The sequence below is a fragment of the Sinomicrobium pectinilyticum genome, assembly GCF_003725735.1.
In the GTDB taxonomy this organism is placed as follows: Bacteria; Bacteroidota; Bacteroidia; order Flavobacteriales; family Flavobacteriaceae; genus Sinomicrobium; species Sinomicrobium pectinilyticum.
In genome coordinates this window covers 1-2872 of record NZ_RJTM01000053.1, presented here as the reverse complement: position 1 = coordinate 2872, position 2872 = coordinate 1, and the positions used below count along the sequence as shown (strand labels likewise).

The window sequence follows — 2872 nt, the reverse complement described above, 5'->3', positions numbered from 1 at the left end:
CAATCTGTGGGGCAAAAAGGGCATTTTGCAGCCAATTAAGGAAAGTTTAAACGAGTTCATTATTAAATTATTAGGAGCGCGAGGGGAAATCCATAAAATTACGGAGCATTTCACCTTGTTTTATCCTTCAAAACCACTATGTATTTATGGCTTGACCGAAGCTTTAAGTTTTTTTTAAACAAAAAAAAGTATAAAAGCCTTATTTTTAAGATAGAGAACCCATTTCACCGATTTTTCAACCGGCTAAAAATTACCCCTTATGCTGAAATTCTTCAAAACATCTTTCCTGCTTCTGAAAAAGTCGTTTATCCGGTGGAACAGGAATGACCCTTTCCCCAAGGGGGCCACCATAGCGTATTATACCCTTTTCTCACTGCCTTCGTTACTGATTATTGTTATGACCATCGCCAGTTCGTTCTTTGAGCGGGAAGCGGTACAGGGCCGGATTACGGCACAGATCGGGGATTTCATAGGGCGCGACTCCGCAAAGGCCGTGGAAAACATGATCGTCAATGTCTCTTCTTCGGATGATTCTGCCTTTGCCATCATCATCAGTATCGGTATGGTGCTTTTTGCCGCCACCGGGGTGTTTTTTCATTTGAAAAAAACAATGAATGACATCTGGAATGTGGCTGCGAAAAAGGCCAATTTCGGGAAAATGCTCTTAGACCGGCTGATCTCTTTCGGTATGGTACTGGTCATCGGGTTATTACTGCTTATTTCTTTGGTTATTTCTGCCCTGCTCCGCTTTGTCAAAGAAAATATCGAACAGTTTTCCGAGAGCTTTACCACTACCCTGGTGGATATGCTGAATTTCGGGATTTCCTTCGTGATCATCACCATCCTTTTTGCCGCCTTATTCAAGCTTTTGCCGGATATCAGGGTCCGCTGGCAAACCACTTTTGTCGGTGCGGCGCTTACCACCGTCCTGTTCCTCGTGGGGGAATTCCTCATCAGTTTTTATTTCGGGAAAAGTGAACCCGCTTCGGTATACGGGGCGGCAGGTTCTGTAGTGATTATTCTTATCTGGGTGAACTATATCTGCCTTATCCTGTTTTTCGGGGCGGAATTTACCGTGCAATATGCCGCGTATAAAAACGAACGGGTAAGGCCCAACAAATTTGCAGAACCCGCCATATACCAGGAAATCAAAAAACTCAGTACCCGGCATATTAGCCCGAAAGAAGAAAAAAGAATACTGGAGCGGTTACGGGATAACCTGGAAATTACGGAGGAGTGAAAAAAGGCCGGTGGCTTCGGTACACCCCGGCGGAGCCGGGGCACTCAGCCACCTGGGGGTGGGAGTTTTTTAGTTGTTGGTTTAATATGTTAATGAGTCAATGAGTTAATGGGGTAATAGGTTATTGGGGAAAATAAAAAGAACTTTGGGAACCCTACAAACATCCGTGTATCCGTGGTTAAAAAAATCCTGTTTCTATTCCCCGGGTTTATTCGTGTTTTTTTCAAGGTATTGAAGATCAACGATTTCATCGGTGCGGATGTTCCAGGTAAACGATATGGCGTGGTTTCCGTACAGGGCGGTGAGCTGCCATATGTCATCACCTTTCAGCATGGCGTAGGCCTGGTGACCGGTGAGCCAGGATTTTATTAAATGGGTATTATCGCTGTTTCCGGATAACCGCATCCGGAAATAGGACAACGTGTTTTCAAACCCGAATTCGGTACACGACATGGATTCCGGTAAACGGTATTTTCCGTCTCTCATCCTTTCCATGGAAAGGAGAACTTCATCGACCTTACTGTTATCTTTCTTATGGTAAGTCCCTTCCCAGTTTTCGGGGAGCCCCGGCAATTGCCTTAAGCGATCGCCCCGCAACTGTACGTATTGTTCCCGGTGTGTTTCCATAAACCCGGAGACACTGCTGCAACCGGACCGGACATTGTGGTGCTTCCTGTCATAGAGCGACCAGAAGCAAATGGTCATTTCCCGGGCCAGTTCCAGTTTCGGCGTATCGGCCGTAAAGGAGACTCCGCTCAACCAGCCCTCCGGCTGTACTTCTCCATTGTTTATCCATACCTCCACCCGGTCCGCCACATTGGTATCGATATTCCAGCGATAGCGGGTGATGTAGACCCGGTTTACCCGCGTCACCTGCCAGTGCTCCCGGTCTTCCTTTCCGGCAAATATGAGATTGCCACAGCTATAGCTTTCCATAAGTTGGGAGAGCGTCATCCCCCGATCTTCCTGCAGGTACTTAAAAACAGGAACGAGAAGCACATCCTGTATGGTTGACGTTTCCAGCACATTCAGGGTACGAATGTTCATGAATTGCTGCGCCATGGTGCCTATCTTTTCCAGCTCCATCCCCACTGTATCCAGTTGTGCCATATCCATATGCGTATAGCCGGGAAACGCCTCCGGGGCCCGGGGGCAGCGTTCCAGGCTTTCCAGGCGCAGCCTGCGATAGGTCTTGCGGTTTTTAAGATAAAATGCATTGATATGCTTATAGGTGCTGTCCTGCTCCGGGATGGCCTGCCGCGCTTCCATCTGAGCGAGCAAGCGGTCCAGTTCCGCGCTTTGGTCCGTACGGTACGGCCGCATCCAGGCATCGATCTCCATCCTGAATCGTTCTTCTTCCGTGCTTCCTTTCTGCTGGGCCGTACCCGTCCAGGTACAAAAGACGAATACGAGACCCCATATGTATAAAACCCTTGTCATCACTTTTTATTTCTGCGGGTAAAGATAAGGGTTAATGAGGTATTGGGTTATAGGGGAAATCCGGGAGATTTAGGTGTTTGGCGCGGAGCCGGTGGCTTCGATACACCCCGGCGGAGCCGGGGCACTCAGCCACCTCTGTCCTGGCTATGAATGGGATGGGTTATTGAGGTAATGTGGTATTTAGGAAAAATA

Annotated in this window: 2 protein-coding genes; one reads left to right on the top strand and one right to left on the bottom strand. The window is 47.9% G+C overall.

All coding sequences use genetic code 11. The annotated features are described in order from the left end of the window. Nucleotides 1–259: 259 nt before the first annotated feature. Nucleotides 260–1240 (top strand): YihY/virulence factor BrkB family protein, encoded by a 981-nt coding sequence (locus ED312_RS07680; RefSeq protein WP_123215427.1) that lies wholly within the window; start codon nucleotides 260–262, stop codon nucleotides 1238–1240. A 195-nt stretch (nucleotides 1241–1435) separates the two neighbouring features. Here the strand turns inward: ED312_RS07680 and ED312_RS07675 are convergent, their stop codons facing one another. Continuing rightward, nucleotides 1436–2680 (bottom strand): hypothetical protein, encoded by a 1245-nt coding sequence (locus tag ED312_RS07675; RefSeq protein WP_123215426.1) that lies wholly within the window; start codon nucleotides 2678–2680, stop codon nucleotides 1436–1438. Nucleotides 2681–2872: the final 192 nt, after the last annotated feature.

Excerpts from the sequence above, each read along its gene's own strand:
- ED312_RS07680 (WP_123215427.1), top strand. The coding sequence starts at position 260 with ATGCTGAAATTCTTCAAAACATCTTTCCTGCTTCTGAAAAAGTCGTTT.
- ED312_RS07675 (WP_123215426.1), bottom strand. The coding sequence starts at position 2,680 with ATGACAAGGGTTTTATACATATGGGGTCTCGTATTCGTCTTTTGTACC.